Genomic DNA, 26,268 nt, shown 5'->3' with positions numbered 1-26,268 from the left:
AAAATATACTAAGAGGAGTTAGGATTCATCAATTATTATTCTACCGCCAATGGTCCCAATTACTGTTAAAAATAGACGTATCAGGAAAAGCTGTAGGATTACCATTTTTCTCTAAAATACTCTTCAACATATTTAATAGGGGTTGTTGTTTAGGCAAATTATCAACTAATTGATAGGGTGCAATTCCTTTAGTTAAAGAAAAAGCAGCTACAGTTCCCGCCGATGCACCAGCAGACCATTCAAAAGAATGCACACGATAAGCAGCCGCCGCAATATGACTAGTTGCAATACTTTTACCGCCTACTAATAGATTATCAATTTTTTGGGGAATCATCGCTCTTAAAGGAATTTGGAAAGGATATGCTTGGCCTGCGCCGCGTCTTTCTCCTTCACGTTCCTTATTACCAGGAACTTCTGGTGGACTTGCATTCATACAAGGATGAAAGTCTATAGCATAATGTCCTATGCCCACTGCATCGGGAAAAATTGTAGAGCGACTGCGTTTAATAGCATTATCAGGAGTTACAGTACCCCTAATGACAGAGGTTGCTTCTAAACCTGCTAATGTCGCCTTTAATTGACGATACATATCAGGAGGTAAAGTTTTCTGATAATATGGATCATTATAATTGCGTCGAGAAATATCAACTTCCCAAATTGTAAATCCATTTGGTTGTCCCCAACTAGGACGGCCAATAATTCTTCTACCTTCTCGGATATAAGGATATTTTGATAAACCATGAACCGTTCCCATAGGGGAATTTAAACCTGTCAAAAGTTTAATATTTGTTTGGGGTTTTTTTACATCTGGACCAAGTTGAGAGTCTGTAGTTCCTGCATAAAACCAATAGAAAAAGGATAAGGCTTTTTCTTCTGCCTTTTTGAGTGCTTCTATTCTTAGTCCTCCTTGCCAATTTCCTGGTTGTAATTGTCCTAAATTAACTAATTGTTCACGAGTATATACTAAATTATCTGCACTTGTTCCTGGACGATAATCATTTCCCCAAGTCCAATTTTGCATGGATATATGTCCAGGTAAGGGACTGTTATATTTTTTGTTAGCAAATATTGTTAATGGACCTTTTTCGGGACTCCAAATACGCCGATAAGTAAAGAGAATATCGAAATTAGCAAACCTAGATAATTCATAACTAAAATAGGGCGAATATTGTAGGTAAAATGCAGGTAATTGATATGTTTGAGGTTCTTTAGTTAACTCCATTGCAAAAGTGTAAGTAAACCCTTGGGTACAATAAGGATCTTTAGTGATACTGGAAGATGAAGGTTCTAAATAAGAACGAGGATCAATACCCAAACGATAGGGAACATCCGCTAAAGCAACTATTTCTCCGGTTTCTGTCGTATCAATTACATACCATTGATTTAAATTATTTTTACGATTATTTTTGGGAATAAATTTGATAATTGTTTTTTGAAAATTATCAGAGTTTTCATAGTTATAAATATCTGCAATAGTTTGGGATAAAGTGAAATTGTTGAAAGGAGGTTTATTTGGTTTTGGTTGATGTTGGATAGCGATCGCACTCTGAATAATGTTACCATTTTGATTAATGTTTAAATCTTTAATTACCGTATTAAGAAACAAATATAATTTACCTTTACCCTTTCTTTCCGCATCTTTTAACATTTGTCTGATAATAATATCAGCATCATTAGGTAAAAAACAAGATTCACTGACCCAACAATCACCAGGATTTAACTTACCATATTTTTGTTGAATACGATTTCTTAATTCTACATATCCACGCGGGTAAAATTCTTTTTTGCTTTGAGTTGGCCTTTCATCTAAAGCAGAAGTGCCTTGAGAGGAAATTTGTCCTCCTAGCCAGTCAGTAATTTCTGTTAAACAAACCGTTTTTCCTGCTAATAAACCTTCATAAACTGTGGCCACTCCTGAAAGTCCACCACCCACAACTAACATTTCACAATTGATAGTTTGATCTGGATTTTTCGGTGAATTTGCATTGACAAAATATGGGTTAATTAAACTAATAAATACTGTGAAAACTGTTAAGCTAATAGAAAAATTAGTAATTGATTTTTGATGTTTAATGTAATAGTTCATCATTGATACACTTTAATGACAATAGGATATTTAGATCACCAAATTATTAAATAAATATGGGCTTTGTGTAGTCTATTCTTGACCATAAGTAACACAAGGACTATCAACCTTTATCTTAGGAGTAAATGAACTACAAAAAGTTATTTTAGCACAATCTACTTCTGTCTCATCAGGATGAGTACATTCACTTGTATTTTTTTGTGTAATTACAAAAGCGCAGTCTTGACAAAGAGTTTTTTGTGCCATGATATTCAGTTAAATCAGATCCACCACTTTTTAGAAGAGGATATTATTAAGAGGTTAAATTAACATATCCAATGGAGATTAGCAGACTCGAACTGCTGACATCCTGCTTGCAAAGCAGGCGCTCTACCAACTGAGCTAAACCCCCACAAATCATATACTACTGGTATCATAACTTAAATATATTTTTTTGTCAACAGGACTTACGCAGATGATACATTGTTAGGGATTATACATAATAAACATCTCAGAAATTACATAAGCGTTTTCTACAACCCTTGTAGAGACGTTCCATGAAACGTCTCTAGATTATTTTTTGGAGATGTTCAATCTGTTTATTTAAAAATATGTATTCTAAAATATCCTACAACATATTTTTGCTGTGACACTTGCGTAAGTTCTATTTACCATGAATTTTTCCTATACATCAGTTAAATAGCAGTATAAAATGTGTATTTTATGTGATATGTTCTGATAATAAGCCTTCATAAAAAAATTACAGCAGTTTCCGTTATTATGAGGTACAGATGTTAATGATAAAACCCTTGTAACACAGGCATACTTCGACAAGCTCAGTACAAGTCTTGCTGTGTTCATAGTGTACCTCATGTGGATGGAATGTGCTGTAATTGTTATTAATCGCGTGTTATTCAACATATAAGAATAATATTTCATTCTTGAAAGATACATAGGGTGTGTTAGCTTTATTCTTAACGCACCCTACAAATACTTAGATTTTTTCAAAATTTTAATAGTATTGCTATATTTAATAAATATTTACTCAATAATTTACTGAATTTGCGCCAGGAGTCACTTCCCTAAATTTATTTTAGCTGTACTGGCATAATTATTCACAAAATAATAGATAATATTGATTTATTTCATAGATAATAACCTATTATTTAGGGATAATTTTTTATTGTTTTTTATAACTATTTTTATAAAAATAATCAATAAAACCTATTTTTAAGATTTTTAATTGTTTTAAAATATAAATAGCGGCAAATTTTATTTATAGCTACTTTAATCTTAATTTTTTACAGATTAACGACGTTTTATAAAATTAAACCCCCTTTCCTTTTCAGAAAATTTGCAGAATAATGACATTAACGTACCTCACACATCAGTAAATGAATTTAATGAAAATCAGTTCAAATTAATTTACATAATTAAAATGTTTGAGGTATAAGTAAAAATAAGTAGATATTGAATTGTTTAAGAGGAAAGCCCAAATGAAACTAGCAGTTTATGGTAAAGGTGGAATTGGTAAATCTACAACCAGTTGTAATATCTCCGTAGCCCTAGCTAAAAGGGGTAAGAAGGTGCTACAAATCGGTTGTGATCCTAAACATGACAGTACGTTCACTTTAACCGGTTTTTTGATTCCTACAATTATTGATACATTGCAAGAGAAAGACTATCATTATGAAGACGTATGGCCAGAAGACGTAATTTACAAAGGCTATGGTGGAGTAGACTGTGTAGAAGCTGGAGGACCGCCTGCGGGTGCTGGATGTGGTGGTTATGTAGTTGGTGAAACCGTAAAATTACTGAAAGAACTGAACGCTTTTGACGAATATGATGTAATTTTATTTGATGTATTAGGTGATGTTGTGTGTGGAGGATTTGCGGCTCCATTAAACTATGCAGATTATTGTATGATTGTTACCGATAATGGTTTTGACGCGCTTTTTGCTGCTAATAGAATTGCGGCTTCAGTGAGAGAAAAGGCTAGAACCCATCCTTTGCGTTTAGCAGGATTAATTGGCAATCGTACTTCTAAACGTGATCTAATTGAGAAATATGTAGAAGCCGTACCTATGCCAGTTTTGGAAGTATTACCTTTAATTGAGGATATCCGTGTTTCTCGTGTAAAAGGGAAGACCTTATTTGAGATGGCAGAGCATGATTCCAGCTTAAAGTACGTTTGTGACTATTACCTGAATATTGCTGATCAGATCCTATCACGACCTGAAGGTGTCGTACCCCATGATGCTCCCGATCGTGAACTTTTTTCACTATTATCAGATTTTTATCTCAATCCGGGGAAAGTACAGGGCACAATTGCAGAAGAGGAATTAGACTTGATGATTGTATAAAACATTTTACCTCTCAGGATCGAAATATGGCATTTTTTGATAGCTTTACTGACTCCCTCAAACAGAAGTGGTTGCAATTCTTTCAAGCAAACCGTGATTGGATTATACTCCACATGACTGTTGAATCAGTTCATACACCTGATGGTGGTAAGCGTCCTTCCTCTTACCTTATTCTGGGAGTAGTTAATGCCCTAGAGCCAAAATTAGCCCAGCTAATGTTCCCTTTTGCGAAACTCAACCCTGATGCGGATACATTAATTGATGTCCTAGATTTGAATTTTGATCCTGATATCTTACTTGGTAATCGTGTTAGTTCTTTAGTGGAGCAAGAAATGTTTTATAAGCAACCAACTTCGATTTTAGAAGAAAAAACGGTTGCTGAGATTGAAGAAAAATTTACCGAATCTACTAAATATCATAAATTTCAAGAAGAAACAAATACCCAAGAGTTTGCTGTAGAGAATAAATCTACAGGAACATCAACAGAAGAAATTAATTTTGGAGAAATTTCTGGACTGGAAGAAACTGGTTTTGATGCTTTGGGTGGATCCGAAGAAGTGGCCTTTGGTGAAAGTGCTAATTTGGATGACGACTCTTTTGATGTTGTTTCTGATATTTGGGGGGAAGAAGCATCAGAAACTCTCGAAGAATTACCATCTGATTTTAATGAGTCAGAAATGGATCGTCTCTTCCCTAATAATTAAATTAATTGTTGAACTTAGATGAGAGGTGACAGGTGAAAGTTAGTAATTACCAATTATCAATTACAAATCACCTATCATCTGTTTTTAACTAGGCAAAAAAATCACGGAGAGAATATTAAAATGACTGTTGCTACAGAACAATCAGCTTTAAATTTTGAATGCGAAACTGGTAATTATCATACTTTTTGTCCTATTAGTTGCGTAGCTTGGTTATATCAAAAAATTGAAGATAGTTTCTTTTTAGTTATTGGTACAAAAACCTGTGGTTATTTTCTCCAAAATGCGATGGGAGTGATGATTTTTGCTGAACCTCGTTATGCAATGGCGGAGTTAGAAGAAGGTGATATTTCTGCCCAGTTAAATGATTATCAAGAATTAAAAAGATTATGTGAGCAAATTAAACGCGATCGCAATCCTAGTGTAATAGTTTGGATTGGTACTTGTACCACTGAAATTATTAAAATGGACTTGGAAGGTTTGGCACCCAAATTAGAAGCAGAAATTGGTATTCCTATAGTTGTGGCTCGCGCCAATGGTTTAGATTATGCTTTTACTCAAGGTGAAGATACAGTATTAGCAGCAATGGCTCATCGTTGTCCTGATAAAGCGCCAATTACGGACACGGAAAAACATGAACGTAATGCCATTCAAAAGTTACTACATTTTGGTAAGAAAAAAGAAGATGTAGCTCAAGAAGAATCAGAATATGTGGATCATCAACCTTTAGTTTTATTCGGTTCTTTACCTGATCCTGTAGTTACTCAATTAACCTTAGAATTGAAAAAACAAGGTGTAAAAGTTTCTGGTTGGCTACCTGCGAAAAGATTTACAGAATTACCAGTGATTGAAGAAGGTTATTATGTTGCTGGAGTGAATCCTTTCTTGAGTCGCACTGCGACAACTTTAATGAGAAGAAAGAAATGTAAATTAATTGGCGCACCATTTCCCATTGGTCCTGATGGAACACGCGCATGGGTAGAAAAAATCTGTTCTGTGTTAGGAATTACTCCTCAAGGTTTAGATGAAAGAGAAGCACAAATTTGGGAAAATTTAGAAGATTATGTGCAATTAATTCGCGGTAAATCTGTGTTTTTCATGGGTGATAATTTGTTGGAAATTTCCCTAGCGCGGTTCTTAGTTCGTTGTGGAATGACTGTTCCTGAAATTGGTATTCCTTACATGGATAAACGTTATCAAGCTGCGGAATTAGAATTGTTAGAAAAGACTTGTAATGAGATGGGAGTTGCTTTACCAAAGATTGTAGAAAAGCCAGATAATTACAATCAAGTGCAACGTATTTATGATTTAAAACCTGATTTAGTTATTACTGGTATGTCTCATGCTAATCCTTTGGAAGCGCGAGGAATTAATACTAAATGGTCTGTGGAGTTTACGTTTGCACAAATTCATGGTTTTGGTAATGCGCGGGATATTTTGGAGTTGGTAACTCGTCCTTTACGTCGTAATAATAATTTGAAGGATTTGGGTTGGGATAAGTTGGTTAGGGAGGAAGCAAAGGTTTAGGTTTTATAGGTTTTTAAAAGTTTTCTTCGGCATTTTGGACGGGCTTTTTAGTTCGTCTTTTTTTTGTTTCGCGCAAAGACGCAAAGGAGCAAAGACGCAAAGGAAGAGAATATGCTATAATATAATCATTACAAATTACAAAAATACATTATCAGGTGATGTCATGCCCGAAATTTGCCGTTTTTTAGGAGTTATTATTATCATGTATTATAATGATCATCATTTGCATCCATGAATTAGCATTGCTGGTTAGCATCCTGCAAAAGATGAGATAAACTTAAAACAAACATGACTAACTTGATCAGATTAATTAAAAACAAGGTAGCTCAATTTATTTGGTAGGATAATATATGAACCATCAACTATATGAACAAGATTTTAATTTGTGGCGAGAAACTCTCATTACACAAATTAAAGAACAACATTTTAATGATATTGATTGGGAACATTTACTATTAGAGCTTGATGATATGGGTAAATCGGAAAAACGGTCTTTCTTGAGTAATTTAACCATTTTAATTGCTCACTTACTCAAGTTAACTGTTCAATCTGATGCACCAGAAATGATGAAAGGAAGTTGGTACAGTTCTATTACTGAACATCGGTTTAGAATTAAAAAAGATTTACAAGAAAATCCTTCTTTTAAAAATTATCTCCATGAGGTAATTTCTTTAGCTTATGCTGATGCTAGAAAACTGGCAATTAAAGAAAGTAAAAATGCTAAGTTGGGCGTAAGAAAACCAGATGAATGTGAATATCCTCTTGATTTACCTTTTACTTTAGAACAGTTATTAGATGATGATTTTTATGGAGATTAATACTATGTAATTACAAGAGATATGAAAGTAGATGTTTTTATGGAAAAAATAGAAACTATAATATAAGAATTAGTTAAATAGATTCAGTAATTAAGCTATTAATATTTTCATTACAGCCTGTTTTTTTAATTGTGAGTAGTAATAATAAATTTATGTTTTCTGTTTGTTGTATTGAAAACTTGACTCATTAAACTAACAATATGTTTTTGTGATGCGGGAAATAAATGTGCTTCAGGTTCTTCTATAATAAAAAGTCGTGTTGTTGAACTAATAAAAGGCAAAAATGATTAGAGATTTACGCGGTACTCTGGAAACAAATAAGGCGGAAATTGGACTATTTATCACTCTTACCCCCCTACTCAACCAATAATTAAAGAAACTGCATCTTCGGGTTTTTATAAAGCAGGAAATGGCAGAAGTTACGCGAAAATTCAAATTTTAACTATTGAGGAATTATTAACAGAACAGAAACGACCAGAATTTTTTGATATGAAACAGGGAGAATTAACATTTAAGAAAGCACAACGGGAAAATCAAGATATGGCAAAACAGGGACAATTATTTTCATAAGATAGAACAAGATCCCCAACTTCTTAGAGAAGTCGGGGATCTGAATCTGATAGGCAAAATTATAAATCAATGGAGGATATAATCTGAGTGTTTTGCAATTCATTTTGATAGTCAAATTGACAATGATATGCTGATAATGCTGACCAATTTAGGACAATTTCTAATAAATCTTGATAACCTAATGTATTTGGATGTAGTCCATCATTTGTCATGCGTTGACTGCGCCAATTTTCATCACGCTGCATCCATTGATCAAAAATATCTAAATAGGGAATTTCTCTTTTTTCACAAGCTAAACGAGTAGCTTCTTTGTAACGATATTGATCAGCATGATTATAATATAAACAATCTAAAAAAGGCATTTTTGTTTCTATCACTGGAACCATTCCCACAAATAAAACTGGACAAAGTTGTTGGGCTTGATCTAGTAATTTGTCTATTGCTGTGGTAAACTCATGGAACTGAGTGTAGTTTTTACCTTCTTTACGTCCTAAGCGGGGTGTGTCGTTCACACCAACAGATAAAATAATGAGATCAGGTACACGGTTACGCAGTTCCCCGCGATGACGAAATTCCATTTCTAAACGCTGGTAAACTTGTTCTGTGCGATCGCCCCTTACACCTAAATTATACAATATATGACCCACACTATCTGGTAACATCCACCATCTGCGTAATTGTTCTACCCAACCACCTTTATCTGGATCTCCATAGCCATAAACAAGACTATCTCCTAAAGCAACTATTTTTAACGGTTGACAGAATTTTTCTTTGATAGACGGTTCCATTAAAGCAGGATGCTTGGTATAAGGTTGAAAACTTGGCATTTTAAAGAATTGAATAATTTTTCTTGAATTGTTGTTTAAACTATATATTATACACTTTTACAGTATTGTATAGTATATTCTGCGTCCTTTTGCCAAGTTCCACAAAAATCCCATTGTATGATTTCCTCTGTTTAAAAATGACTATCATCTAGTTGATCCACTTTAAGTAATTAAATAAATAGTCAAAAAAGTAGCATACCAAGAACAAAATTCATGCTTAGGATCATCACCACAACTCATATATATAATATATAATTAACCAAGCTTATTCAATAAAAATTACCAAACAATGATAAAATAGGCACTAAATTTAATCAAATACGTCAATTATTTTCTCAACTTTCTGTAAATCAATTCACTAGCATAAAGAAATGGCGATAAAATTGTCTAAATTCCTACCCCAAAAATTTATCAAACGTTTATTAATCCCCTTGTTTTTAATTGCCTTATTAATAGTGATTGGGGAAAATAACTTACAAGCAACAGCACAAATACCACGTTCAGAAATTCGTGGTGTATGGATGACAAATAACGATTTGGATATTATGAGAGATCGGAATAAAGTCCAAGAAGCAGTTACGAAATTAAGACAACTTAACTTTAACACTATTTATCCAGTGGTATGGAATTCGGGTTATGTGATGTATCCTAGTAATGTAGCAAGAAATTTAGAAATTCAACCTTTTGTGTTTAAAGGGTTAGAGGGACATGATATTTTAGCAGATTTAATTGATCAAGGTCATAGTCAAAACTTATTAGTTATACCCTGGTTTGAGTTTGGGTTTATGTCTCCTTCCACTTCAGAATTAGCAGTAAATAAACCCGAATGGTTTACACAAAAACGTGATGGTACAGATAGTTCTGTGGGTGCTGCTGGTGAAGTAAAATGGTTAAATCCTTTTCATCCCCAAGTACAACAATTTATTATTGATTTATTGGTAGAACTAACAAATAAATATGATATTGATGGGATTCAATTTGATGATCATACCAGTTTACCTCGTGAATTTGGTTATGATAAATATACCGTGAATTTGTATAAACAAGAAATGCAAGAAGATCCTCCTGCGGCAGCGGATGATCCAGAATGGGTAAATTGGAGAGCAAATAAAATTACAGATTTTATGGTAAGATTAAATCACACCATTAAGCAAATTAAACCCAATATTATCTTTTCTGTTTCACCAAATTATCATGATTTTGCTTACAAATTTCAACTACAAGATTGGTTAAATTGGTTGCGTTTAGATATAATAGATGAATTAGTGGTACAGGTTTATCGAGAAAATCTGGATAGTTTTGTCAGTAAACTTGTGCGTGCAGAAATGCAAGAAGCTAAAGAAAAAATACCCACAGCAGTAGGAATTATGGCAGGTTTAAGAACTAAACCAGTAACAATTGAACAAATTAAAACGCAAGTACGCGCTGCACAACAAAAAGATTTAGGAGTAGCATTTTTTTATTATGAAAGTTTGTGCAATTTTGCACCTGAACCATTAGAAAAACGTTTTGCGGGGTTACAAACTTTATTTCCCTATCCTGCAATACGATCTTCTTTATAAGAGGATGTTTGTCAAGTCTAAATTACAGCAGTTTCCGTTATTATGAGGTACAGATTTTAATGATAAAACCCTTGTAACATAGGCATCTTGCTGTGTTCATAGTATACCTCATGTAGATGGAATGTGCTGTAACACAAAAATCGGCGATTAGAAATCGCGTCTAGACAGGCAAAACCTGCCTACCCAGGTTAAAAATCCTTGGTTTTTCCCTAGTCCACACAGGTAGGTGGTCACTTAGTCTGTACTGAGCCTGTCGAAGTGTGGACTTTGGCTGGATAGTAGCGATAGGGTGGGGTGGCGTAAGCCTGATGATATTCGCCTGATACTTTTAAAACATCCTCTAATATCCGTAGTGTGCGTTATTAACGCACCATTTTTAAAACCTATCATCGCAAAATGATATGTAAAATTATTCGGTGTTGCTGATTAAGAGTATGATGAAAGTTTCACGCAGAAGACCTCCAATTGCACAGAGTAAGAGTTTGAAATCAATTGCATACTTCAAGCAACAGCATTATTCCTTATTACCAATGCGAATAATTCTACATCCAGTATCAATATTCCAAGTACCATGAAGATTATGAATTAAATTGCAATTTTCCACTGTACCTTTACAGTTTTTCACTACCCACACAGCTTGATATTTATTGAGATTAATATTCATTCTCGGATCACAGGATTTGCTTCTTTTTGGATAATCACTCCTGAATAATTATTACTATAAATATTACAATTTGTGAATAACCCTGTTCTTGATTATAAAACTTTACCCTGTTGTAAAATTAAAGAATATTCTAACAAATTTCAACACAAAAATCAGCAAGTAGCAAAATTTTTATTAATAAAACTTAAACATGATTTACTATAACTGGAGAACCTGAGTTAGAATGAGGTAAAATCTATGGCTGATATTGTTGATATTGCTGTTAGTAATGATGCTTTTACAACCTTAGTAACGGCTGTAAAAGCCGCTAGTTTGGTGAATACCTTAAAAAGTCCTGGACCTTTTACCGTATTTGCACCCACTGATGACGCTTTTGCAAAGTTACCTCCAGGAACTATTACCACTTTAGTACAAAACATACCCCAATTATCACGAATTTTAACCTATCATGTTGTACCCGGCAGGCTAACAAAAGCAGAATTAGCGAAATTAGGTACTGTTACCTCCGTAGAAGGTTCTACTATACCCATATATTGCGATGATCAGGCTTTTGAGGTGAAAAATGCCACTGTCTTAGCCGCAGATATTGAAGCGGATAATGGTATTATTCATGTCATTGACACAGTGATTTTAATGGGTTAAAATGCTGAGAGCAAGATCCCCGACTTCTTTAAGAAATCAGGGATCTGAATATTATTTTAAAGCCTATTTGTGAGCAGAACTATTAGTAAAATTAGATGTGTGAGAGTGGTTTTTTTCCTCTTCTACAAACTCTTCAATTGCATAAACATCTGGCCATACAGTTGCACCATGTTCATAATTGTCAATACCAACTTTGTCTGCTTCAGGATGAACACGCAGTCTACCAATAGCATTGAGTCCGGCAAACATTAAAAAGGCAAAAGCAATAGTAAACACTGATATTGCTATTATCCCTAAAATCTGCACACCAAGTAAATCAAAACCACCACCTAATAACAGTCCAGCTTTCTTATTCAAAGTCAATTCAGACTGACCTAAAAAGCCTACCGCTAGTGTACCCATCATGCCATTAATACCATGAACTGCAAATGCTCCCACAGGATCATCAATTTTGCAGGCTTCAATAATATCAATACCCAAAACTACTAAAATACCCCCAGTTGAACCAATGACTACCGCCGCCCAAGGTGCAACAAAAGCGCAACCTGCGGTAATACCTACTAGCCCTGCTAAAGAACCATTCAGACAATATACTAAATCCCATTTGCCTGAACGTTGATATTGATAAAACATGGCTGCTAAAGCACCAGCACCAGCACCCAGGGTAGTGTTTAGTGTAATTAAACCAATTAAACCAGGATTGGCAGTACCTAAAGTTGAACCTGGGTTAAAGCCATACCAGCCAAACCAGAGAATCATAGTTCCCAAAGCCGCTAAACCTAAATTATGAGCGGGAGGAATTTGTCCCCAAGGAGTACGTTTAGGCCGAGGACCAAGTAAATAAGCACCTACTAAGGCTGTCCAACCTCCAACAGTGTGAACTACCGCGCTACCAGCAAAATCATGAAAAGACATTTTTGCTAACCAGCCACCGGAATTCCACACCCAATGCACAACAATGGGATAGCTGAATGCGGCCATAATGGCACTGTACATCAAATCACCAACAAAGTCAGTTCTACCAGCCATTGCCCCAGTAGTAATTGTACTGGCAGTGGCCGCAAAAGCAAACTGAAAGAAGAATAAGGTATAAGCATTAAGTCCAGAAGCGATTCCTGGTACACCACCATTAGCAAAAACACCGTCAGTAGGTAGTTGACTTAGGAAAAATGTATCTGTACCGATAAAGCCACCCGCACTTGTGCCAAAAGCAATACCAAAGCCGACTACCCACCAAATTATAATGGTGAGAGCAGCATCAATAAAGTTTTCTAACAGGGCATTGACTACTCCTCTTTGACGCAGTAACCCTGCTTCCAGCATGGAAAAACCTGTCTGCATGAAGAATACTAAAAAGCCTGTGAGTAGCACCCAAGTAGTATCAATGGAGATTTGTAGTTGTTTAGTGGTTGCGTCCAAGGACTCCAGGGTAACAGGATCGGCAGCCTGGACAACTGTAGGTGCGAATATGGCCAAAATCATTGAACCTATAGCTAATGCTAGAAGGCGATATAAGGGACGAATATGTTTCACAACTGTTTTTTCTGCTAAAAGAAGTTATATTTAAGTCAGGGGTTTGATCTACATAATACGCATCTCCGAAAAAGAAGATAAAAGCCTTGTGCGGTCAGGTCAAATAGCTCATTTGTGGAGATGTCTAAAGGATCAGTTTATTGGCAAATTTTTCAACTGCGATTAAGTAACTTTGACTAAGTAACTTTAATGAAGTTGGTTGATATTTTATAGAATACAGTAGATGATTCTGTATAATAAGAAACTTTTTTTATGGTACTAATGTGAACTATGGACTCTGGAAAAGTACATAAAATGGCTATATCTTCGATTATACAAAGATTTACGGTAATCTAAATTACCTGATCTTGATTCCAGATAGTCAGATACAAAAATCTGATACTTTTAGGTAAATAGATAATTATATCTTATATTTACAGGACTTACACAAAATATCTCTTAGCCAAATCTGCAAATCTGTTAACATGGCAGAAATCCACACCCATAAAAAACCCTAAATTACCCAAACATCGCGCTAGGATGTAATACAGTTAACGGCATATTTTCAGTCCCAAAATTCCATGATGGAAAAATCCCCTATTACGGCTGCACAAGCCCCCTATTACGGCGATAACTTCTACCGTACTCCTCCCCCAGATTTACCATCTTTACTCCTCAAAGAGCGAATTGTCTATCTGGGAATGCCATTAGTTCCTGCGGTTACGGAATTAATTATCGCCGAATTGCTATTTTTACAATCCGATGACCCGGAAAAACCCATTAAAATTTACATCAATTCTACTGGTACTTCTGGTTACAGTGGCGAACCCATCGGTTTTGAAACCGAAGCCTTCGCTATCTATGACACCATGAAATACATTAAACCTCCCATCCATACCATTTGTATCGGTTCGGCTATGGGAATGGCTGCTATGCTCCTAAGTGCAGGAACAAAAGGCTGTCGTGCTAGTTTACCTAACTCTAGCATTATCTTGCATCAACCTAAGAGTTATGCCCAAGGACAAGCTACGGATATTCAAATCCGTGCTAAAGAAGTTTTAGCTAATAAAGCGTCTTTAGTCAGTATTCTGCACCATACCACAGGACAAGCACCAGAAAAAATTACTAAAGATATGGATCGCCTATTCTACATGACTCCCTATGAAGCAAAGGAATATGGTTTGATTGATCGCGTCTTTGAAAAAGAAGAACTGGCTAATCCTCCTGTGCCTGCAAGCATTCTTTAACAAGGTTTAGAAGAAACGGGAGAATCTTATCTTTTACTTTTCATCTGTCTCCTGTCACCTGTTCCCTAAAATAATTATCAATGGAGTAACAAAATGCCTATAGGCGTGCCTAAAGTTCCGTATCGGATGCCCGGTGGACAATATACAGATTGGATTAGCATTTATGACCGCCTTTACCGGGAAAGAATCATTTTCTTGGGAAGAGATGTAGATGATGAAATTGCTAACCAAATCATCGCTGTAATGTTATATCTGGATTCAGATGATCCCGGTAAGGATATTTATCTCTACATCAATTCTCCCGGTGGTATGGTGACATCTGGATTAGCAATTTATGACACCATGCAACATATTAAATCTGATGTGGTGACTATTTGCGTCGGTTTGGCTGCTTCCATGGGTTCTTTCCTCTTGGCTGCTGGCGCTAAAGGTAAACGGATGGCTTTACCTCATTCACGGATCATGATTCATCAACCTTCTGGTGGTACTCGCGGACAAGCGTCTGATATCGAAATTGAAGCTAGGGAAATTCTCAGGATTCGCAATCAGCTAAATAACATCTATGCTGATAATACTGGTCAACCCTTGTCTAAAATTGAAAAAGACATGGATCGGGATTTTTTCATGTCTGCTCAAGAAGCTAAAGAATACGGTTTAATTGATCGTGTCATTGAAGAAAGAGTATAATCTTATTTCTGGTTAATTGCCCTGGATAATTAAGTTGGTAGTGAAAATTTTAGTCCTCATGAAAGATGATTAAAGTTTTCATTACCAATGACTATACTTGTTGAAAATATACCAGATATGATGTAAATTAGATAAATCAAAAAAATAGCGTTGCTGAACTCACGGTATGAAATTGAAAAATTCAAAATTTGAAACTTTGCGTCTAACGCAAGTGCTTCCCTTCGCTGATGCGCGAAATAAACATCATACCCCAATTCAGCAACGCCTCAAAAAAATTAGAGCTTATGGGAATTTTTGGCTGTAAATTTTCTCAAACATTAAAGCAATATGGATCTTGAAGATTATTACCGTGTATTAGGTTTAAGATCGGGAGCTTCTTTTGCTGATATTAAAGCATCCTATCGGCGTTTAGTACAGCAATATCATCCTGATATGAACCCCAATGATATTAGAGCGAAGGATAAATTTATTGCTGTGACGGAGGCTTATAAGTATCTCCAAACTGTAGTTATACCAGAGGAGATCATATCTGAGACAAATAATGTTAATAGCAAGGTTTCTAATTCTACTAATGTCAAAACAGAGGTGAAAACTAGTACAAATATTCCTAAATCTGCTGTGAATTTCCATCCACCTAATTTACAGGATATTGAACAACGTTTAAAGTGGAAAAGCTATGAGCAGTTACAAAGGTTTTTGCAGGAAAAACGCTTTGCTCATGCGATCGCTTTAGCTGAAGCTTTAATGGCACGTTTACCAGCAGATGTGGAAGTGCGTCAGTGGTTAGCGATCGCTTATCAAATTTGGGGAAGAGCTTTAATTACGGAAAAACAATTTCCCAAAGCCCAAATATATCTTAAAAAAGCCTTAAAAATTGATCCCTACAATAAGGCTTTATGGCAGGAAATACAACAAGACTTACAAAAACTAGAATTAAAAACACATTGTTAAATTAAGTTTCAATTAAGTCCACAAGGAACTGGAGTCAACACCTAAACCTATAGAATAAATACTGTCTAAATACTGGCAAAACTAACTGGGAGAAACACCCAGTAAATATCCATCATTGATTAATAATTCATCAATCATACATAAATTATGCTATCTCCAAATCTTAAATATGCTTATTATCCTGGTTGTGTTGCTCAGGGTGCTTGTAGAGAATTATATATATCTACCCAATCTCTCAGTGAAGCATTAGGAATTGAACTAGTAGAGTTAAAAAAAGCATCTTGTTGTGGTTCTGGTACATTTAAAGAAGATTCTCAACTATTAGAAGATATCGTTAACGCTCGTAATATTGCTTTAGCAGAATCTTTAAATTTACCCTTGTTAACTCATTGTAGTACCTGTCAAGGTGTAATTGGTCATGTAGATGAAAAATTGAAAGATTGTCAACTTCATAATCCTGCTTATACTAATCAAGTAAATGTTTTATTGCAAAAAGAAGGATGTTCACCCTATCGTGGTAGTACAGAAGTTAAACACATTTTGTATGCTTTAGTTAAAGATTATGGTTTAGAAAATATTTCTCAGCGCGTAACTAGAGCATTGACTAGTTTAAAATGTGCTGCTTTTTATGGTTGTTATTTACTTCGCGCTCAAAAATCTATAGATGATGATCCTATTCAACCAGAAGCAATGGAAAACGTTTTTCGGGCAATAGGTGCAACTCCAGTATATTATCGTGGACGTACTCAATGCTGTGGTTGGCCTTTATCTAGTTATGCTACTAATGAATCTTTTAGAATGGCTGGTAATCATATTATAGACGCTTTAGATAATGGTGCTGATTGTATTGTTACACCATGTCCATTATGTCATTTGAATTTAGATTCTCGTCAACCAGAGGTGGAAAAAGTAATTGGCAAGAAATTGGGCTTACCAGTGTTACATTTACCACAATTAGTGGCCTTAGCTTTAGGTGTTAGTCCTGATAAGTTGGGTTTAGATAGACATATTGTGTCTACTAAGTCTGTTTTGGAGAAGATTATGTGAATAGGGAGTCAGGAGTCAGAATAAAGAATTTTCTCCTCGCACTCTGCACTCTTCTGACTCCTAAAAAACTTATTCATCAAAATTTAACTATGTTGTAAAAAGTCAATCTTAGGTAATAAAGGATCCGTGACAATACCCACACCAACAAAACTCCAACGTTTTAATAAACTTCCTAATTGTGTGCTAGGAATTGATTCTACTCCTAAGCGATTTGCTAAATCACTTGCATGGGCATTCAGATAACTCAAAGCATCAAAACTTTCATTAAATAGCAGCAAATAACCTGATGTATGATCATCAATACGTGCCGTTAAATAACGTCCATCGTTTTTCGATCGCACTAGATAGTAAACTTGAGACATGATTTTTAACTGGGAAACCACTTATGTTGTGTATGTTGTGTAGCTAGGGAATAGCTCTTCCTAACTCCTGACTCCTTTGTGATCATCATCTAATTGAATGCGAGGATCAACAGCTTTTAAGATTAAATCAGCAATTAAATTGCCAATTATTAATAAAAACACACTCATAACTAAACTGGCCATTACTAGATATTGATCTTTAGCTAGTACTGCTTGTAAAGTCAATTTTCCTAACCCTGGCCAATTAAAAAAATTCTCCGTAATAAATGCTCCACTTAATAAACTTGCTAATTCAAAACCTAATAATGTGATTAAAGGATTAATGGCGTTTCTTAAGGCATGAACATAAATAACTCTATTTTCTGGTAATCCTTTAGCGCGGGCAGTTTGAATATAATCTTGTCGTAAAACGTCCAGCAATTGTCCCCGCATAATGCGTTGTAATCCTGCAAAACTAGTAATACTTAAAGCTATTAATGGTAAAATGGCGTGCCAACCTATATCTAAGAATTTGCCAAGAGATGTAAGTTCACCATGATTAATACTTGTCATATTACCCACAGGAAATAATGGACTTGTGATTTGAGCAAAAAATAGTAATACTAAAGCAGTGATAAAACTGGGAAAACCTTGGCCAACATAACTTAACAGTTGTAAGGTTTTATCAGTGATCCGATTTTGTTTCACAGCTGCAAGAATACCTAATGGAATAGCGATCGCCCAAGTTATAATTAGAGATGCGATCGCTAATAGTAAAGTTGCTGGTATTCTTTCCCACAGCAACGAAGATACAGAACGCTGATAAACAAAACTAGTGCCAAAATCACCCTTAGTCAAAATTTGTTTTAGCCAAAATCCAAACTGTTCAGGCCAAGACTTATCTAATCCAAACTGGATGCGAATTTCTTCAATTCGTTCACGCGAAATTTTAGGATTTTGTCCCAGTTCAGTTATATAGTCTCCAGGAGAAAACTTCATCACAAAAAACGATAAAGCTGATGCGAGAAAAATCGTCAGCAACGCCTGAAACAAGCGTTTAACCACATAGATAAAGGTATCACTAGTAATAAATCTGACTATTTCCCCGCGAGTTCTTTCCAGAAAAATTTTTTGTTTAGTCATTTGTTGGTTATTAATACTCAATTAATGAGATAATTGGTACATCAGGTAAATACTGACGTCCTTGTAAATCCTTGAGTTCGATGATAAATCCAAAACCCACCAACTCACACTCAATTTTTTGTACTAACTTTGCGGTAGCTGCCGCAGTACCACCAGTAGCAATTAAATCATCTATAATTAAAACTCTACTACCAGGACGTAAAGCATCCTGATGTATCTCTAATCTATCTGTACCATATTCTAATTCATACTCTATGGTATGAACTGCTCCTGGCAACTTACCTTTTTTTCTCACAGGGATAAAGCCAGCACCCAACCGATAAGCTAAAGGTGTACCAAAAATAAATCCGCGAGATTCCATACCAATAATGTAATCCGCTTGCAGTCCTACCTCTAAGCATCTTTCCGCCAAAAAGTCAATAGTATAACGTAAACCTTGGGGATCACTTAAAAGAGTAGTAATATCTCTAAACATAATCCCGGGTTTGGGAAAGTCTGGTATATCACGGATAAGAGATTTGAGATCCATAGTATTTATACAAGTGGTGACAAACTAGAAATTATTAGTAATCAGGAGTTTAGTAATCAATATCTGACTAGATTTTTGTTATTTAAACCTAATACCTGGAAAATCCTACACTATAATGTCATAACCGAGAAGTTAATTATGATATTTTTATTCAGGATTAACAAAAGCAGTGGTTAGCACTATGTTCTCGATGTATAAACATCTATTTTTCATTTTCAGTAACATGACTGCCCACGCTCGGTGTTGAAGTAGAAAGTAAAGCCTAGTTTTGTCTAGGTTTTATATAGCAGCCTTAACATAGCATACAAAAAAACCTCAATCAACTAATTTCCCACTAATTTCCGCCTATAAGGTATTTTATACTAATGAACGTATCCGCCAGTGTCCCGCCATTAAATAGTCCAAATTCTGACAATATACCCACAATTTTGGACAGTTTACCAGATCCGGAAATTACAGAACAACTGTGTCCATCAAGAACTAGAACACAAATAGACTTGATGTTACTAGCCATCGAAGCCTTAGAATTAACTGGCTCGGAAGCAATTCTCAGTTTTGCTGAAGAATTAGACTTAAAAGGTATTATTAAAAACCGAGTTAATTTATGGCAAATGCGCTCTTCTAATCCCTTGCGTCGAGCTTATATTCGTCGTCCTTTAACAGTGCTAGAGGCGAAAGCATTAGTAGTAATTACTTGCTACATTACTAGACGTTTAACAGTTTTGATTCGGCAATTACTTACTATATACCAGCAATTAGCAGAAAAGCAGATTCCTCCCGAACAAAATTTAAGATTAGCAACATACCTAGAAAGATTTAGAGCGCATTTTAAAAGTCGGATGAATCCTAGACGCTCAGGTGCGTTATCATTAACTTCTGATGAAAAATTAGATGAACTAGCAATAGACTTATTAGGAAAACTATTATTTTGTACGGGTACAGCAGGAATGCAGCGATACTGGATTTCTTTGTTTGATGGTGAAGTGGAATAGCTTTCAGTAGTCAGCTTTCAATAACTACCAATTACTAATTACTAATTACCAATTACCAAATTACCAATTACCAATTACCAATTAGCAAACTAAAATATGAATATTCAACGGAAATATAGTTTACCAAACTGCACACTCTTACTAGAAGGATTTACTGATGTTACAAAAAACGTCAACTATCAAGAATTTCGTCCCGAATTATCCATCTTAGTAAATGCCGAATGTTACTTATCCAGCTATACCCAACCAATATCAGGAGGAAGAGAGTTTTTTGAAAGTTTAGTCAGAGCAGTAAGTGGTTATGCACAAGAAGTATTTAGTAATGTACCCAACCCCCAAGCGCATAACGAAGATTCAGGAATAGTACAATTACAACAACTTGATAGTAATAAACATCGCCTAATTATTCATGGAGAAATTACTCCTACTAATAATCAATCAAATGCTGAAGCAATTTCAGAAATTGCTATTGACCTAAATACAGTACAGTTATTTGATTTAGTAGAAGCAATAGATCAATTTTTTGCTGATAGTCAAACCTTACCAGAACTTTCTTTAGAATTACATCCTGTGATTAGAAATTATGGTGGTACTAGTGAATTATTGATGAAACAAGCAGTACCATTTACTGTAGGATTGTCCACCTTAGCAGTAGCTGCTTTTGCATTTACGTTAGTTCCACCTCCTAAAATACAACATCAGAATGTTCAAGAAGATCAATCATCTACTAAAAATACAGCCGTTACACCTACAAATACACCAACAACTTCTGAAAACCCAAAAATTGAAGATTTAGAAGCATTAATTAAAACTGTTCCTCAAATCACAGATAGGAATAAAATTGAAGAATTGCGTCGTCGAGTATATAATCAAATTGATCCAGTTTGGAAGAACCGCTCAGAAGTTACAGAAGATATAGTTTATCGTTTAGGGGTGAGTGCAGATGGCAGTATAGTCGGTTATAAGGCAATTAATCAAAAAGCCAATGATTTAGTGAATCAAACTCCTTTGCCAAGTTTGTTATATAATCCTGTTAATCGAGTAGCTAATGAACCTTTAGCACAATTTAAGGTAGTCTTTAAAAAAGAAGGAGTATTAGATGTTAGTTCTTGGGGTGAATATAATACTCAAAACAGCAATCAGAATAGTAATAAACCCATTAGGGAAAAAATCAAAGATGCTATTTTAGTTAAAGAATTGCAAGAGAAACTTTCTCAGAGTATTCGTCAAAATTGGAGTGCAAGACCGACCTTTGATAAAGATTTAAAATATCGGGTAGCAGTGAATAAGGATGGCGTAATTTCATTTTATGAACCTTTACATCAGGATGCGTTTAAATATCTGGCTGACGTGCCTTTAAAACACATGTTATCACCTGCAAACACACCAACTGGGAATAATAAAGAACCTTTAGCCCATTTTAAAGTAGTTTTTAGCCCCAAAGGAGACTTAGAAGTAACAAATTGGAATGGTGGTGATTGAGCGGATGTAATAAAATGCATGCTGCATCCGAGATTCAGTATTTGTGTATTTACTTTCGATTATACAATCTGATGCGTTTGAGGAATTAATTATCTAATTCTTAACACCGGTTGTAGCAATACCTTGAATAAACTGTTTTTGTCCAATCAAAAACAATACTAGTACAGGTATGGTTGATATAGTGATCGCCGCCATCATTAATGGCCAATTATTAGTAAACTGTTCTTGAAATTCTGCCAATGCTAACTGTACAGTTCTTAATTCCGGTCTGGTTGTGAACACCAAAGGTTTAAATAAATCATTCCACTCACCAATAAAAGTAAATAAAAATAAAGTAACTAAAGCAGGACGAGCTAAAGGTAACATCACTTCCCAGATAATTTGTAACCGATTTGCACCATCAATAGCGGCTGCTTCCTCTAATTCTACGGGAATTGTCTGGAAATATTGACATAACAAAAAAATTCCCAGGCCATTGGCCGCACTTGGTAAAATCAAAGCCCAGTAAGTGTTAATCAGATGTCCCCACTTCAAAATTAAGAAAATAGGTATGATCAACAACTGAAAAGGAATGACTAAAGTAGCTAGAATTAGTAACAATACAGCTTGTCTACCACGAAATTTTAACCTAGCCAGAGCATAACCAGCTAAAGCTGAAGTAAAAATTTGTAGAGCAGTCACGGCGATCGCTACTAAGGTAGAATTAACAAATGCCAGTAAAAACTGGCCTCGATACCAAGCCTCCTGATAATTTGCTAAAGTCCAGCGATCTGGTAAAATACCAGGAATTGCTCCAGGTGGTGCAAAGGAAGTTAACAAAACAACGATCAAAGGTAGTAAAATGATCATTACTCCCAAGAGTAAAATCCCCAAACTCCATAAATCGTTAGTTTTCCGGTTCCAATTGCTTTTTAAGTTGACTTTTACTTTTAACATCGGTTATCACTCCTATCAGTTTCCTGGTAGTCAGATCATCAGTAAAAACTAATATCATAACTATATGTTTCTTGTTAAGTTAAATTAAATCACAGTTTAATCACAGTGATGATCACCCTAACCTCTAGGGAAAAATTTCTTTCTATCTTCTTTAATTCACGGTTATTGGAGTAAACCTATTATGCCGCAGCTTTTAGACAAAACTCAAGATATTGATTTTCACAGCGAAAAATATAAAGACGCTTATAGCCGCATCAATGCCATTGTCATTGAAGGGGAACAAGAAGCTCATGAAAATTACATAACGCTTGCTGAACTATTACCAAAACATAAAGATGAATTAATTAATCTTTCTAAAATGGAAAGTCGTCACAGGAAAGGATTTGAAGCGTGTGGACGAAATTTAAAGGTAACACCAAATATAGATTTTGCTAAGAAATTCTTTTTAGGGCTACATGAAAACTTTAAGAATGCAGCAGCAGAGGGCAAAGTAGTTACCTGTTTATTAATTCAGTCTTTGATTATAGAATGTTTTGCGATCGCTGCCTATAACATATATATTCCCGTAGCAGATGATTTTGCCCGTAAAGTTACTGAGGGCGTAGTAAAAGAAGAGTACTCTCACCTTAACTTTGGAGAAGTCTGGTTAAAAGAAAACTTTGAAACTGCAAAAACAGAATTAGAAGAAGCTAACCGTCAAAACCTACCTATAGTCTGGAAAATGCTGAACGAAGTAGCTGATGATGCTATAGTCCTAGCAATGGAAAAAGAAGCATTAGTAGAAGACTTTATGATTCAATACGGAGAAGCATTAAGTAACATTGGTTTTACTACCCGTGATATTATGCGTCTTTCAGCCTATGGACTAAAAGCAGCTTAAAGTCAGGAGATCGAGGAGTCAGGAGATCGAGGAGTCAGAATTATAAAAATCTCTCCCTACACTCCGCCCTCCGCACTCCATACTATTTTAATTTTTCAGGTTTAATTTTTAATGATCTGTCACACTTTAATGTAGTATTTTAAATAATTAGATTCGGATATTTTGAAATACTCCACTCTTAATTAAGCTCAAAGCTAATAGCTGACGGCTGAAAGCTGAACGCTATATCACATCTTAATAAAACCCACTTATTCGACGCTAAACGCCTACAATATTACTAATGTTTGGTCTAATTGGACATCTGACTAGTTTAGAACACGCTCAATCCGTAGCTCAAGAATTGGGATACCCCGAATATGCCGATCAGGGGCTAGACTTTTGGTGTAGCGCACCACCACAAATCGTTGATCACATTACTGTCACTAGTATTACAGGTCAAAAAATCGAAGGAAAGTATGTAGAATCATGCTTTTTACCGGAAATGCTGGCTACTAGACGTATTAAAGCTGCCACAAGAAAAATACTCAATGCTATGGCTCATGCCCAAAAGCATGGTATTGATATTACGGCTTTAGGTGGATTTTCCTCAATTATTTTTGAGAACTTTAACTTAGAGAATTTTAAGCAAGTCCGTAATGTAACATTAGAGTTTGAACGCTTCACAACAGGTAATACACATACAGCATATATTATTTGTAAACAAGTTGAAGAAGTATCAAAAAAATTGGGAATAGACCTTTCTCAATCTACAGTAGCTATATGTGGTGCAACTGGAGATATTGGTAGTGCTGTAACTAGATGGTTAGATAAAAAAACAGATGTTAAAGAACTAATATTAATAGCACGTAACCAAGAAAGACTAAAAGAATTACAAGCAGAATTAGGCAGGGGTAAAATTCTGACTTTAGAAGAAGCATTACCCCAAGCAGATATTATAGTCTGGGTTGCTAGTATGCCCAAAGGTGTAGAAATTGATGCAACTAAATTGAAACAACCATGTTTATTAATAGATGGGGGATATCCTAAGAACTTAGGCACGAAAATTCAGCATCCAGGTGTGTATGTATTAAATGGTGGAATAGTAGAGCATTCGTTAGATATTGACTGGAAAATCATGAAAATAGTGAATATGGATGTACCCGCACGCCAGTTATTTGCTTGTTTTGCTGAATCTATGTTACTGGAGTTTGAGAAGTTGCACACAAACTTTTCTTGGGGGCGCAATCAGATTACTGTAGATAAAATGGAACTGATTGGCAAAATGTCTATTAAACATGGTTTTAGACCATTATTAGGGTAGGCGTGGAGAGTAGGGAGCAGGAAGTAGGGGAAAGTTAGAAGAATAGGGTTTAGGGTTAAAATTCTGACTCCTGACTCCTTATACGGGTTTAGCATTGCTCATCATGTCTATAATAGCAAAAGTCATAAGCAAGATGACTAAATAACCACAAGGTTCTTTTAAATACTTTAGTTTAGTTTACTTTAGTAAACTTTAGTGATTAGACCGGAAATATGGCTTACGCCACGCTACGCTATAATTTCTGTCCGGGTGCGACAGCCAAACCAATAAGCCATCTGTAGGTTAAGTTGACACTAATGAGTATTACTAAGGCCCTACTAACTCCTTGATCTCCTGACTCCTAAATTACAAATTACAATTTATTGATTATGGCCACTGAACGTAAACCACTATTATTAGATTTTGAAAAACCACTAGCAGAATTAGCTACTAGAATTGACCAAATTCGTGAATTAGCAGATGAAAATGGCGTAGATGTTTCTGGACAAATTCGCCAATTAGAAACTAGAGCTACTGAGTTAAGAGAAGAAATTTTTAGTAGTCTCACTCCCTCTCAAAGACTACAAGTCGCTCGACATCCCCGCCGCCCTAGTACATTAGATTATATTCAGTCTATTAGCGATGAATGGATGGAACTACATGGCGATCGCTGTGGCGGAGATGATCCAGCATTGGTTGGGGGTGTGGGACGTATTGGCGGACAACCAGTAGTTATGTTAGGACACCAAAAAGGCCGGGATACAAAAGATAATGTTGCTCGTAATTTCGGCATGGCCACACCCGGAGGTTATCGTAAAGCCTTACGACTTATGGAACACGCCAATAAATTTAATATGCCTATATTAACATTTATTGATACACCCGGAGCATGGGCAGGTATAGAAGCAGAACATCAGGGACAGGGTGAAGCGATCGCCTATAATTTACGACAAATGTTTTGTTTTGATGTACCGATTATTTGTACAGTGATTGGTGAAGGTGGATCCGGTGGAGCATTGGGTATTGGAGTGGGCGATCGCCTGCTCATGTTTGAACATTCAGTTTATACTGTTGCTACCCCCGAAGCCTGTGCTGCTATTCTCTGGAAAGATGCAGCCAAGTCTCCCCAGGCAGCCATAGCATTAAAAATTACTTCCCATGACTTAAAAAATCTCGGCATTATTGACCAAATATTACCAGAACCACTAGGAGGAGCACATTCGGATCCCTTAACAGCAGCAACCAATCTTAAACAAGCACTGTTAGAAAACTTAGACGAACTTAATCGCTTCACAGCGAGCCAACTTCGGCAAATTCGCTATGAGAAATTCCGTAGAATGGGTGTGGTGACAGAATTAGCGCACTAAAAATCTCATTAGATATCTACAATACTGAGAATTATCTCAAAGTAGATTAGGCTTCCAGCTTGATTTGCTGTAGTCTAATTTATTGGAAATGTCTCCGGAAACATTTCCAAAAAATAACGTAAATAATTCAATAAAA

25 protein-coding genes and 1 tRNA gene are annotated in these 26,268 nt (G+C 35.5%); 15 read left to right on the top strand and 11 right to left on the bottom strand.

The window, feature by feature from the left end; genetic code table 11:
* Positions 1 to 40: 40 nt before the first annotated feature.
* The 3 genes from H6F32_RS10365 to H6F32_RS10355 form a co-directional block, all read right to left on the bottom strand.
* On the bottom strand, positions 41 to 2,089 hold the full coding sequence (locus H6F32_RS10365; RefSeq protein WP_242031100.1) for an FAD-dependent oxidoreductase: 2,049 nt from the start codon (positions 2,087 to 2,089) through the stop codon (positions 41 to 43).
* Positions 2,090 to 2,158: 69 nt separating this feature from the next.
* Positions 2,159 to 2,332, bottom strand: coding sequence for a hypothetical protein (locus H6F32_RS10360; protein ID WP_190369251.1), 174 nt, complete (start codon positions 2,330 to 2,332; stop codon positions 2,159 to 2,161).
* 72 nt (positions 2,333 to 2,404) lie between these two features.
* A tRNA-Ala gene (locus tag H6F32_RS10355) sits at positions 2,405 to 2,477 on the bottom strand.
* 1,084 nt (positions 2,478 to 3,561) lie between these two features.
* On the opposite strand from H6F32_RS10355, the gene bchL reads away from it, so the two are divergent.
* From bchL to H6F32_RS10335, 4 genes are all read left to right on the top strand, one after another.
* Entirely contained in the window at positions 3,562 to 4,428 is an 867-nt protein-coding gene (gene bchL, locus H6F32_RS10350; RefSeq protein WP_190369250.1) for a ferredoxin:protochlorophyllide reductase (ATP-dependent) iron-sulfur ATP-binding protein, read from the top strand.
* A gap of 26 nt (positions 4,429 to 4,454) precedes the next feature.
* Positions 4,455 to 5,132 (top strand): DUF5331 domain-containing protein, encoded by a 678-nt coding sequence (locus tag H6F32_RS10345; RefSeq protein WP_190369249.1) that lies wholly within the window; start codon positions 4,455 to 4,457, stop codon positions 5,130 to 5,132.
* A gap of 120 nt (positions 5,133 to 5,252) precedes the next feature.
* On the top strand, positions 5,253 to 6,656 hold the full coding sequence (locus tag H6F32_RS10340) for a ferredoxin:protochlorophyllide reductase (ATP-dependent) subunit N (protein ID WP_190369248.1): 1,404 nt from the start codon (positions 5,253 to 5,255) through the stop codon (positions 6,654 to 6,656).
* Between the two features lie 350 nt (positions 6,657 to 7,006).
* Positions 7,007 to 7,474 carry a DUF29 domain-containing protein gene (locus H6F32_RS10335; RefSeq protein ID WP_190369247.1) on the top strand — a complete coding sequence of 156 codons (468 nt, stop codon included), beginning with the start codon at positions 7,007 to 7,009 and terminating at the stop codon, positions 7,472 to 7,474.
* A 125-nt stretch (positions 7,475 to 7,599) separates the two neighbouring features.
* Here the strand turns inward: H6F32_RS10335 and H6F32_RS21185 are convergent, their stop codons facing one another.
* Positions 7,600 to 7,755 carry an AAA family ATPase gene (locus H6F32_RS21185; protein WP_190369246.1) on the bottom strand — a complete coding sequence of 52 codons (156 nt, stop codon included), beginning with the start codon at positions 7,753 to 7,755 and terminating at the stop codon, positions 7,600 to 7,602.
* Positions 7,756 to 8,103: 348 nt separating this feature from the next.
* Positions 8,104 to 8,832: a GDSL-type esterase/lipase family protein gene (locus tag H6F32_RS10325; protein WP_190369290.1), complete on the bottom strand. Its 729-nt coding sequence runs from the start codon at positions 8,830 to 8,832 to the stop codon at positions 8,104 to 8,106.
* A 410-nt stretch (positions 8,833 to 9,242) separates the two neighbouring features.
* On the opposite strand from H6F32_RS10325, the gene H6F32_RS10320 reads away from it, so the two are divergent.
* Positions 9,243 to 10,433, top strand: coding sequence for a glycoside hydrolase family 10 protein (locus H6F32_RS10320; protein ID WP_190369245.1), 1,191 nt, complete (start codon positions 9,243 to 9,245; stop codon positions 10,431 to 10,433).
* Between the two features lie 514 nt (positions 10,434 to 10,947).
* On the opposite strand, the gene H6F32_RS10315 is transcribed toward H6F32_RS10320, so the two are convergent.
* Positions 10,948 to 11,097, bottom strand: coding sequence for a hypothetical protein (locus H6F32_RS10315; protein WP_190369244.1), 150 nt, complete (start codon positions 11,095 to 11,097; stop codon positions 10,948 to 10,950).
* 237 nt (positions 11,098 to 11,334) lie between these two features.
* Here H6F32_RS10315 and H6F32_RS10310 point away from each other — a divergent pair, with 237 nt between their 5' ends.
* A complete protein-coding gene (locus H6F32_RS10310; RefSeq protein ID WP_190369243.1) occupies positions 11,335 to 11,739 on the top strand; it encodes a fasciclin domain-containing protein in 405 nt (134 codons plus the stop codon).
* A 63-nt stretch (positions 11,740 to 11,802) separates the two neighbouring features.
* On the opposite strand, the gene H6F32_RS10305 is transcribed toward H6F32_RS10310, so the two are convergent.
* Positions 11,803 to 13,221 (bottom strand): ammonium transporter, encoded by a 1,419-nt coding sequence (locus tag H6F32_RS10305; protein WP_190369289.1) that lies wholly within the window; start codon positions 13,219 to 13,221, stop codon positions 11,803 to 11,805.
* 614 nt (positions 13,222 to 13,835) lie between these two features.
* On the opposite strand from H6F32_RS10305, the gene H6F32_RS10300 reads away from it, so the two are divergent.
* The 4 genes from H6F32_RS10300 (at position 13,836) to H6F32_RS10285 (ending at position 17,183) form a co-directional block, all read left to right on the top strand.
* Entirely contained in the window at positions 13,836 to 14,498 is a 663-nt protein-coding gene (locus H6F32_RS10300; RefSeq protein ID WP_190369288.1) for an ATP-dependent Clp protease proteolytic subunit, read from the top strand.
* 93 nt (positions 14,499 to 14,591) lie between these two features.
* Positions 14,592 to 15,185, top strand: coding sequence for an ATP-dependent Clp protease proteolytic subunit (locus tag H6F32_RS10295; RefSeq protein WP_190369242.1), 594 nt, complete (start codon positions 14,592 to 14,594; stop codon positions 15,183 to 15,185).
* 327 nt (positions 15,186 to 15,512) lie between these two features.
* The gene (locus H6F32_RS10290) at positions 15,513 to 16,136 is read left to right on the top strand and encodes a J domain-containing protein (protein WP_190369241.1); all 624 of its coding nucleotides are present in this window, start codon (positions 15,513 to 15,515) and stop codon (positions 16,134 to 16,136) included.
* 147 nt (positions 16,137 to 16,283) lie between these two features.
* The gene (locus H6F32_RS10285) at positions 16,284 to 17,183 is read left to right on the top strand and encodes a CoB--CoM heterodisulfide reductase iron-sulfur subunit B family protein (protein WP_190369240.1); all 900 of its coding nucleotides are present in this window, start codon (positions 16,284 to 16,286) and stop codon (positions 17,181 to 17,183) included.
* Positions 17,184 to 17,266: 83 nt separating this feature from the next.
* Here the strand turns inward: H6F32_RS10285 and H6F32_RS10280 are convergent, their stop codons facing one another.
* From H6F32_RS10280 to H6F32_RS10270, 3 genes are read right to left on the bottom strand one after another with little or no spacing between them, the layout of a single operon-like run.
* Entirely contained in the window at positions 17,267 to 17,548 is a 282-nt protein-coding gene (locus H6F32_RS10280) for a hypothetical protein (RefSeq protein ID WP_190369287.1), read from the bottom strand.
* A 57-nt stretch (positions 17,549 to 17,605) separates the two neighbouring features.
* On the bottom strand, positions 17,606 to 18,667 hold the full coding sequence (locus tag H6F32_RS10275) for an ABC transporter permease (protein WP_190369239.1): 1,062 nt from the start codon (positions 18,665 to 18,667) through the stop codon (positions 17,606 to 17,608).
* Positions 18,668 to 18,677: 10 nt separating this feature from the next.
* Entirely contained in the window at positions 18,678 to 19,196 is a 519-nt protein-coding gene (locus H6F32_RS10270; protein ID WP_190369238.1) for an adenine phosphoribosyltransferase, read from the bottom strand.
* A gap of 365 nt (positions 19,197 to 19,561) precedes the next feature.
* Here H6F32_RS10270 and H6F32_RS10265 point away from each other — a divergent pair, with 365 nt between their 5' ends.
* Positions 19,562 to 20,188 (top strand): DUF3038 domain-containing protein, encoded by a 627-nt coding sequence (locus H6F32_RS10265; RefSeq protein ID WP_190369237.1) that lies wholly within the window; start codon positions 19,562 to 19,564, stop codon positions 20,186 to 20,188.
* A gap of 96 nt (positions 20,189 to 20,284) precedes the next feature.
* Positions 20,285 to 21,670 (top strand): DUF4335 domain-containing protein, encoded by a 1,386-nt coding sequence (locus H6F32_RS10260; protein WP_190369236.1) that lies wholly within the window; start codon positions 20,285 to 20,287, stop codon positions 21,668 to 21,670.
* 93 nt (positions 21,671 to 21,763) lie between these two features.
* On the opposite strand, the gene H6F32_RS10255 is transcribed toward H6F32_RS10260, so the two are convergent.
* Positions 21,764 to 22,606 carry a carbohydrate ABC transporter permease gene (locus H6F32_RS10255; protein ID WP_190369235.1) on the bottom strand — a complete coding sequence of 281 codons (843 nt, stop codon included), beginning with the start codon at positions 22,604 to 22,606 and terminating at the stop codon, positions 21,764 to 21,766.
* Positions 22,607 to 22,787: 181 nt separating this feature from the next.
* On the opposite strand from H6F32_RS10255, the gene H6F32_RS10250 reads away from it, so the two are divergent.
* The 3 genes from H6F32_RS10250 (at position 22,788) to H6F32_RS10240 (ending at position 26,132) form a co-directional block, all read left to right on the top strand.
* Positions 22,788 to 23,486 carry an aldehyde oxygenase (deformylating) gene (locus H6F32_RS10250; RefSeq protein WP_190369234.1) on the top strand — a complete coding sequence of 233 codons (699 nt, stop codon included), beginning with the start codon at positions 22,788 to 22,790 and terminating at the stop codon, positions 23,484 to 23,486.
* 280 nt (positions 23,487 to 23,766) lie between these two features.
* Positions 23,767 to 24,786: a long-chain acyl-[acyl-carrier-protein] reductase gene (locus H6F32_RS10245; protein WP_190369233.1), complete on the top strand. Its 1,020-nt coding sequence runs from the start codon at positions 23,767 to 23,769 to the stop codon at positions 24,784 to 24,786.
* A 365-nt stretch (positions 24,787 to 25,151) separates the two neighbouring features.
* A complete protein-coding gene (locus H6F32_RS10240; protein WP_190369286.1) occupies positions 25,152 to 26,132 on the top strand; it encodes an acetyl-CoA carboxylase carboxyltransferase subunit alpha in 981 nt (326 codons plus the stop codon).
* The last annotated feature ends 136 nt before the right edge of the window (positions 26,133 to 26,268 follow it).

It is taken from the genome of Anabaena sp. FACHB-1237 (genome assembly GCF_014696225.1).
Lineage (GTDB): Bacteria > Cyanobacteriota > Cyanobacteriia > Cyanobacteriales > Nostocaceae > FACHB-1237.
Note: the sequence above shows the minus strand (reverse complement) of the source record. Positions and strands in the feature narration are given on the sequence as shown.

What these genes read in the sequence shown, in the direction of transcription:
- H6F32_RS10305 (WP_190369289.1), bottom strand. Translation starts at nt 13,221, where the DNA reads ATGATTTTGGCCATATTCGCACCTACAGTTGTCCAGGCTGCCGATCCT.
- H6F32_RS10275 (WP_190369239.1), bottom strand. Translation starts at nt 18,667, where the DNA reads ATGACTAAACAAAAAATTTTTCTGGAAAGAACTCGCGGGGAAATAGTC.
- H6F32_RS10310 (WP_190369243.1), top strand. Translation starts at nt 11,335, where the DNA reads ATGGCTGATATTGTTGATATTGCTGTTAGTAATGATGCTTTTACAACC.
- bchL (WP_190369250.1), top strand. Translation starts at nt 3,562, where the DNA reads ATGAAACTAGCAGTTTATGGTAAAGGTGGAATTGGTAAATCTACAACC.
- H6F32_RS10285 (WP_190369240.1), top strand. Translation starts at nt 16,284, where the DNA reads ATGCTATCTCCAAATCTTAAATATGCTTATTATCCTGGTTGTGTTGCT.
- H6F32_RS10340 (WP_190369248.1), top strand. Translation starts at nt 5,253, where the DNA reads ATGACTGTTGCTACAGAACAATCAGCTTTAAATTTTGAATGCGAAACT.
- H6F32_RS10315 (WP_190369244.1), bottom strand. Translation starts at nt 11,097, where the DNA reads ATGAATATTAATCTCAATAAATATCAAGCTGTGTGGGTAGTGAAAAAC.
- H6F32_RS10265 (WP_190369237.1), top strand. Translation starts at nt 19,562, where the DNA reads ATGAACGTATCCGCCAGTGTCCCGCCATTAAATAGTCCAAATTCTGAC.
- H6F32_RS10295 (WP_190369242.1), top strand. Translation starts at nt 14,592, where the DNA reads ATGCCTATAGGCGTGCCTAAAGTTCCGTATCGGATGCCCGGTGGACAA.
- H6F32_RS10320 (WP_190369245.1), top strand. Translation starts at nt 9,243, where the DNA reads ATGGCGATAAAATTGTCTAAATTCCTACCCCAAAAATTTATCAAACGT.
- H6F32_RS10335 (WP_190369247.1), top strand. Translation starts at nt 7,007, where the DNA reads ATGAACCATCAACTATATGAACAAGATTTTAATTTGTGGCGAGAAACT.
- H6F32_RS10250 (WP_190369234.1), top strand. Translation starts at nt 22,788, where the DNA reads ATGCCGCAGCTTTTAGACAAAACTCAAGATATTGATTTTCACAGCGAA.
- H6F32_RS10365 (WP_242031100.1), bottom strand. Translation starts at nt 2,089, where the DNA reads ATGATGAACTATTACATTAAACATCAAAAATCAATTACTAATTTTTCT.
- H6F32_RS10300 (WP_190369288.1), top strand. Translation starts at nt 13,836, where the DNA reads ATGGAAAAATCCCCTATTACGGCTGCACAAGCCCCCTATTACGGCGAT.
- H6F32_RS10255 (WP_190369235.1), bottom strand. Translation starts at nt 22,606, where the DNA reads ATGTTAAAAGTAAAAGTCAACTTAAAAAGCAATTGGAACCGGAAAACT.
- H6F32_RS10290 (WP_190369241.1), top strand. Translation starts at nt 15,513, where the DNA reads ATGGATCTTGAAGATTATTACCGTGTATTAGGTTTAAGATCGGGAGCT.
- H6F32_RS10260 (WP_190369236.1), top strand. Translation starts at nt 20,285, where the DNA reads ATGAATATTCAACGGAAATATAGTTTACCAAACTGCACACTCTTACTA.
- H6F32_RS10270 (WP_190369238.1), bottom strand. Translation starts at nt 19,196, where the DNA reads ATGGATCTCAAATCTCTTATCCGTGATATACCAGACTTTCCCAAACCC.
- H6F32_RS10325 (WP_190369290.1), bottom strand. Translation starts at nt 8,832, where the DNA reads ATGGAACCGTCTATCAAAGAAAAATTCTGTCAACCGTTAAAAATAGTT.
- H6F32_RS10245 (WP_190369233.1), top strand. Translation starts at nt 23,767, where the DNA reads ATGTTTGGTCTAATTGGACATCTGACTAGTTTAGAACACGCTCAATCC.
- H6F32_RS10345 (WP_190369249.1), top strand. Translation starts at nt 4,455, where the DNA reads ATGGCATTTTTTGATAGCTTTACTGACTCCCTCAAACAGAAGTGGTTG.
- H6F32_RS10360 (WP_190369251.1), bottom strand. Translation starts at nt 2,332, where the DNA reads ATGGCACAAAAAACTCTTTGTCAAGACTGCGCTTTTGTAATTACACAA.